This is a genomic window from Rhizobacter sp. (assembly GCA_021153565.1).
Taxonomy (GTDB): domain Bacteria; phylum Pseudomonadota; class Gammaproteobacteria; order Burkholderiales; family Burkholderiaceae_C; genus Albitalea.
This window is the reverse complement of sequence record JAJKJU010000050.1, coordinates 21296-28016: the sequence shown is the minus strand read 5'-3', so window position 1 is coordinate 28016 and position 6721 is coordinate 21296. Positions and strand designations below refer to the sequence as shown.

The 6721-nt window shown below is 59.1% G+C and carries 5 protein-coding genes; all 5 read right to left on the bottom strand.

The features are described 5' to 3' along the window. Positions 1-1065 (bottom strand): site-2 protease family protein (locus tag AC30NL_RS03595; protein ID WP_489462641.1); only part of this gene is annotated, 1065 nt, incomplete at its 3' end. A 244-nt stretch (positions 1066-1309) separates the two neighbouring features. After that, positions 1310-1723, bottom strand: a complete 414-nt coding sequence (locus tag AC30NL_RS03590) for a hypothetical protein (protein ID WP_489462640.1) — start codon at positions 1721-1723, stop codon at positions 1310-1312. Between the two features lie 1029 nt (positions 1724-2752). After that, a complete protein-coding gene (locus tag AC30NL_RS03585) occupies positions 2753-3883 on the bottom strand; it encodes an AAA family ATPase (RefSeq protein ID WP_489462639.1) in 1131 nt (376 codons plus the stop codon). After that, entirely contained in the window at positions 3876-5063 is a 1188-nt protein-coding gene (locus tag AC30NL_RS03580) for a DUF262 domain-containing protein (RefSeq protein WP_489462638.1), read from the bottom strand. The genes AC30NL_RS03585 and AC30NL_RS03580 overlap by 8 nt, the downstream gene beginning before the upstream one ends. A 305-nt stretch (positions 5064-5368) precedes the next feature. Further along, positions 5369-6703: an efflux RND transporter periplasmic adaptor subunit gene (locus tag AC30NL_RS03575; RefSeq protein ID WP_489462637.1), complete on the bottom strand. Its 1335-nt coding sequence runs from the start codon at positions 6701-6703 to the stop codon at positions 5369-5371. Positions 6704-6721 lie beyond the last annotated feature (18 nt).

Genomic DNA, 6721 nt, shown 5'->3' with positions numbered 1-6721 from the left:
CAGCCAGCGTTGACGTCGCGGTGTGAACACCTCGGGCGGCGCTTCGTCGAAGCCGAACAGCCGTTCGCGCAGCCACCATCGTGCGATGGCAAAGGCACGTTCGTGCAGATTGGGCATGCCGACCGCATCCGACAGCAGGAAGTAGCCGTCGAAGCGCATGAATGGACTCGCATTGAGGGCAAGTGTCAGCAGCCAGGTGGTGGTGGCCAGCAGGAAAGCACCCGAGCGCAGCGGGCCGAAGGCTGGCGTGTCGGGCAGAAGATTCCAGGCCATCAACGCGACCGCCGCGAGAGCCAGTTCGCTCAGCATGCCGGCCGCGCCGATGGCCAGACGCTGGCGTTTCGAGGTGAGCTTCCAGGCTTCGTTGGTGTCGGTGTAAAGCACCGGCCACATCACGAGAAATGCGATGCCCATGGCAGGCACGCGACAGCCGAAGCGAGTGGCAGTGAAAGCATGGCCGAGTTCGTGAAGGGCTTTGGCAAAGCTCAGCGCGATGCCGATGGCGAGCACGCCATCCCAGCTCGCATAGGACACGAAGGTGTGCGTGAACTCGTCCCAGCGCCGCGAGGCCAGCGCAAGTCCCGTGACCGCAAGCGCCGCGATGACGAACCAGAACGCAGGCCGGTAAGCCCAGGCCACCCACGGACTCGCACGCTGCAGCCAATGCATGGGCCGCAGCAGCGGCAAGCGGAAGAACAAATAGTTTTTCAACAGCCACTTCGACGGTGACAGCTTCAGCGAGCGGGCATGCGCGGCGAGCCGCTGCGTGTCCTGTTCACTGCGTACGACGACGAGGTGATTGCCGATGAGCATGCGCAGCAGTCCGTCGAAGTCTTCGGCCGTGACTTGCAAGGTGGTCTCTCGGCTGATCGCAGCCAGCACCGCGTCGACCGTGCCCAGGTTCCAGCGCGACAGCAGCTCGAAGGCCGGCCAGCTCAATGCGTAGAAGCGGTTGCTGGCAGGGTCGTGCAGCGTCCATGTCGGCGAGCCGTCTGGGGCGTCGGGTCCGGGATGCAGCGCAAGGTCTTGGCGCAGCTCGGGGAGTGCGGTGTGGTTCGGCATCATCTGAGATCAGCGGCAGCCCAAGGCGGCATCACGCTTTGCAAAACAGGAGAACACCACGCGACCTTGGACGCACATTGGGTCGAAAGCTCAGGCGTCATTTGCGCTTTGCGAGTTGTGAGAAAACAGATTCGAGGAACTATTGCCGTGCCTTGCGCAGACATAGGCACTTGAATTGCTTCATCACTCAATGCTCAAGTACACCAACTCACAAAGGGAAGCGTCAGCACACACCCGCAGACTTGGACTACAAGTCAACCTGAAGACCATTTTCTTCACTCCACTCGCGCAGGGCATGCTCGACCGCCTTGCCTTCGTACTGATACCACGCTTCGAGACGGCCATGTCTTTCAAGCAGGTCCTTGAACCGCGCATACGCGCCCTTCTTGTGAAAGTACCCATTGACCAGATCATATGAACCTGACAACTGCTCTTCTACAAAGCGAAGCGCGAGACTGCGGCCGAGGTCAAATTCGTTCTTGTGAGGTACAGCCACGTAGAGAGTGCGATCTTCAACGTCTTCAGGGAGTTCTTCTTCAACCTCATGCGTACTCGACGACCAGTAGACCCTGCCTGACTCTCGACTGACATACGCCTGGTTCTCAAAGTTGCCGGAAGCGCTGACCCAATCGAATGCATCGAGCAGTTCGCTGAGTTTCACGGGTGTGCTCACGATCTGATAGGTTCCATTCTGGTGCTAAGGACTTTATCTCGGGGCGTCAGGTCGGAAAGCGAACGCAAGGAAGATGCGGGCCAAAGTAGCCGATGAGGACCACTCTGGTTTCCGCTGTCGACACAGGTCGGTAGTACAAGCGGGCACCAGCCCCGCCGGTCAACTTCGTGTGGAGGCTCCAGCGCTCATGCGCAAATCCCTCTGGAGTAGAAAAGTCCCGGATGGGGCCAAATCTGTTGCTTTCCAATGTTGCAGACGACTCTGGGCTGAAGGTAATGCCCTGGGGCGTGAAAGCAGTGCCTGCGATCCACGTTGAAGCCGCTGCGTTAAGAGCGCGAAGATGGCGAATAAGTTGTCGATAGACTGGTTCCGATCCTGCCAGCCGACCAATGGCATCCGCTGCAAGCGATCCGAGTCGCAGCTGAGGGAATACCTCGGCAAACCGTTCGAGCAATAGCTTTCCATCTCGAAGTGAATCATCGACTAGAACCTGTACCGAGGTGGGCTCTCGATCGATCTCGGTGCCATGTACATAAGCAAAGACGGGCACTGAGGACTCGACGAACTCGTCCGCGGTTACGTCCAGTATCTTCACCTTTACTGATGCGCCCTCAGGCCGGGCACCACTAGCCAGTGCTGCCACTATTCGTTCTTCGAGGGCCCCCAGGCCAAGGCCGTAGACCAATTCGCCATCGACTCTCGTCTCAAGTACGCGTGCACCTTCGGCGACAGCAAGAAGACCGCACGGGCCATCGACAAACGGTTGACGGGAAAGCCTAGAAGCGACTAGTCGGCCTGCATCTCTATTCGTACCAACATCAAAGCACCAACTTCGAAAGCCACGCCCCTGCGAAATATCTCTGTCGGCAGCATCAGCCACACTACGGAGTACCCTCGGCACCCCAAGTCGATCAAGGGATGCAAGGACTGAAGAAAGTGCCAATATGCGCGCGCCGGGCGCCCATGTCCCGCACGGCACGAGGCTAGTTTCGTCGAGAACTGGCTCCATACAAAAAGCTACAGCAAGGCGGCAAGCGCGTGATCGAATTGGTCGAAGAAACCTTCCGGCCAAACGTCAAGTCTTCCTGATGAATCAATCTTCGGAGACAGACGTTGCGAAGAACCATCTGCGGCGCGGGCAAAGAAATGAATCACCACCGCATCAGCCCTGATGCTCTGGCTGCCCTTCACGGCAAGTCTGATTCCATTCAGGACATGGTCGGAGTGAGTCTCTACGATCACTTGCACTCCCGTGTTCGCAACTCGCGCCAGGAGCGCACCAATCTCTTGCTGCGCTCTGGGATGAAGATGGACTTCAGGGTTCTCGACGATTACCAAGTCGCCGGGCAATGAGGACAAAACCTCGACGAGCACCGGAAACAGCTGAGTGAGACCGAAGCCAACGTTCTGCGGTCGCTGGAAGTCCAACTTTGAGTCCGACCGGAGCCGAAGACTGATCGCACTCGCGCCCTCGATTGGCAAAACCTGTAGGTCACATCCTGGGAAAAAATGACGCATCCATGCCCGCACCTGATGGAACAGCGTTGGCGGCTCACCTTGAAACAGGAGCGGTTCCGCCACGGGATCGGACTCGCGCCACTGCAGCAGGCCCGCGGCCAATTCGCCACGCACCCCCACTTGTCGATGGTGTTGCGCATCCAGCAGAGGCAGCAGTTCACGCGGCCCGGTTCGTTCTGCTGACAACCAGCTCAATCTGCGGATTTGACTAACGATAGAGCACTCGCGCGCCTCGGCCTCGGGAAGAAGCCAGCGTATAGATCCCGTGAAATCGACCGCAAGGTCATTGACGTGGACGCTTGCAAGCTCGAGCGCCATGGCGCGCCGATCTGGAGCCTGGAAAGTCCATACAACCTTCCGGTCACCCGAAGTAGCACCGAGCGAAAGCTGTCGTCGTCCCGTGGCCTGATTGATAACGTCGGATGCCCCCCCAAGGGTAAGACTCGTCCCATTCAGCAGCAGTGATCGGGACCACTCTCGTTCTTCAAGAGTCTGCGCAAGCAAGACAAGAGACTGAATCACGGACGACTTGCCGCCCCCGTTGACACCGGAGAGCACTGTCAGCGGGCCCAAAGGCAAGTCCAAGGTTTCAAAGCACTTGAAACTTGAAAGGTGAAGTGTTTCAAGCATCAAATACCTCGTCGAACATCTCTGCAGCAATTCTGAACCGATCCCGGACTTCCTTTGTGCTATTCGGACCGTACGTGATCGCCTTCGTAAATGCCGCATCGTCCATCCGCTCGAAGAATGCTAGGCGAAGCGCTTCCGCTTTGGCTGCAACTGCTGACGCATCGCGAGCCGACATCTGCGCCATCATCACATCGAAAAGTGACGCGTTCAGTCTGCTTCGGTCTTGATTGATTTGGCGGTGTTTTCTGAATGCATGGCGCCCGAACACAGTCAGGTTATTCGCAAGGCCGCACTGAAACTTCTTTCGCAGCATGCCCAGATCGGTTTGACCCAACTTGGACAAGTTACGAAGCCCACGCGCAAGCCAGTCGTCCATATCGCCCTTGTAGCTGTCGATGGGCAATAGGCTGAAAGAGCAGAAACGATTGACGAACTCACGATCCTGCATCTTCTTCGTATTGAGGCTCCCCCCAGTCGCTTCCTTGAAGAGTTCCGACTCGGCTTCGAGCTTGAGGAACTCTGTCGCGGCCCCGCTGTAGATTGCATTTCGCATTTGTTGGCGAGTGAGAACCTCGCCACCGTTGACTCGCTCAAAGATGTCGAGCCGAGCACGTTCCGGAACAGTCCGATCAATGATGTAGAAGTGAAGTTGGCAGTCCTCGACGCGGTTTTGCAACCGGGGCTCGAGGTGCTTGAACTTCTTCGTGTTCAGCTCTGGTCTGTCAGGCAAATTTAGCGACAGATCCCCATCGATAAACCGCTGTAGCGTGGTCAGTCGCTGCCGGCCATCCACGACGATGAGCAGGCCATCCGCATCCTCTGCCACGTAAAAGACAGGCAGAGGAATCCTCATCAGTACAGATTCAATCAGCCGGCTCTGCTTGTCCTTTTCCCAGACAAAGTCCCGCTGAAAGTCAGGGTCGAGCCTAAATCTGCCGGCTGCCAAGCGCCGAACAACGTCGATCGCAGCGCGACGCTCTTCGCGAATCGCTAGCTCATCAAGTGGATAGTCATCCCATCCGCCAGGCTTTGTATCTTCGTAGCCTTCAAGCAATTCGGCTGGAGACCCAGACTGAAAAGATAATGCGTTCATCGGTAGGCGGTGATCTGGTGGTGTTGGCCGGCTGTAGCCTGAATTCAGAGCGGCGTCGTAGTGCGTTCTGCCCTGATCTGCAGCCATTAACGCTGTGTCTCTATTGATCTTCCCATAGTAAGGCAATAGTAAGACGTGGTTAGCGCCCTGTTGGAACAACAATCTCACTGCTGGTGGACCAGCGCACTCTTGCTCCGGGTGTCGTAGTCAAGTCTCCACTACCGAAGAAGTGGGGGACAACAGCGAGAGAAGGCCGGCATCGGTGTTCATAGATGTCGCTTCTACGGTCGCAGTGGGGCAAAAGCAACCCAAAGAAAACCGCCGGTAAAAAAACAGCAGCGCAATGCGAAAGCTACGTAACGAAGGCACCGCAGTCCGGTGCACATGCACATTTATCCCACCCACTGCCGCACCACCGACAACGGACGACGCAGCGCGACATACGCAAGCGGCGCCCAGCCGCCGTGCAATCGCGCCGTACCAAGCTGACCAATGCGCGGCGTCCCGCCCGTCCGCGGCGCAAAGGCAGCCTTCACCCGATAGGCAAGAAACCCCTCACGCGTCACCTCCGCGCGATAGGCCACGCTCGTCACCTTCGCGTCGAATGAACTCAGCGGCGAGCCTTGCGGGTACAGCGTCAATGTGTCACCGGGCGCGACCGGCAACAGGTCGGCAGCCGGCAACCAGGCAACGAGCTCAACCTTGGCGGGGTCCGCCAACAACAGCACGCGTTCGCCCAGGGTCACTGCCTTGCCGACCCAATCATTGGTGTCGGCAAACACAGCAATGCCGTCTCGATCAGCCTTGACCTGCACGCGGTTGAGCTGCTCGACGGTGTAGTCCATCTCCACCGACTTCTCCTGCAGCTTGCCCCGCCGCAGTGCCGTCTCGGCGCGGTTCTTGTCGCTGGTCACGGCCATCTGCGCGGACTGGCGGTATTCCTCCTGCGCCGTGTCGACCGCTTTGCGTGCGAGTTCCATGCGCGTGCGCAAGGTCGTGGTGTCCAGGTTGAACAGCGGCGTGCCGACCTTCACCGCCTGATTGGGCCGCACGTCGAAGCGATCGATCACGCCATCCAAGGGCGAGCGCACCATGAACGGGTCCTGCGGCACGACCTCGGCCTGCGAGAGCGCGGTCAAGCGCACGGGGATGAGGCAGACCACGACTGCGGCCACTGCCAGCCTGCGGCGCGTCTTTCCGGCACGCAATGCCGCCACAGTGCGCTCGAACATAGAGCGAGTCGGCCTGAAGGCAGACAAGGCGTGACCGTAGGCGTGCGCGAGTTCTTTCAGCAAGGCCGTCTCATGCGCGCTCCACTGCGCATCGCGCGCCAGCAGCAGGCCGCCCTCGGCCGGTTCATCGTCGCGCCCCAGTGGCAGCCACAGTGCGTGCTCCGGCATCCACTGGGCCCAATCGGTTCGCAATGACTCCGGCAGCGAATCGATTGCGACTTCGGCGCCTTCGGGATGTTCAAGCGCCAAATGGCGGCACATGCCCGCGAGCCATTGCACATACGGGGCCGTGGGGTCGGGCTGGGGCAGGCCAGATACGGCGGCCACGCGACCGAGTCCTGCCGCGCTCCACAGGGCAGCCTGCCGGTAATGGGCGAGCTGCAGAGTCTCGTTGACGATCACGAAGCCCAGCGCTTCGGGCGTGGACATCTGGCGCGCGCGTCGCTGCAACTGCAACAGGCTCACCAAAGGCTTTGACAGGTCGGGGGCATTCATGGTCGAGTGCTCGTGTTG

Bases quoted from the DNA above. Each gene is read 5' to 3' on its own strand.
- AC30NL_RS03585 (WP_489462639.1), bottom strand. From the start codon at position 3,883: ATGCTTGAAACACTTCACCTTTCAAGTTTCAAGTGCTTTGAAACCTTG.
- AC30NL_RS03580 (WP_489462638.1), bottom strand. From the start codon at position 5,063: ATGGCTGCAGATCAGGGCAGAACGCACTACGACGCCGCTCTGAATTCA.
- AC30NL_RS03575 (WP_489462637.1), bottom strand. From the start codon at position 6,703: ATGAATGCCCCCGACCTGTCAAAGCCTTTGGTGAGCCTGTTGCAGTTG.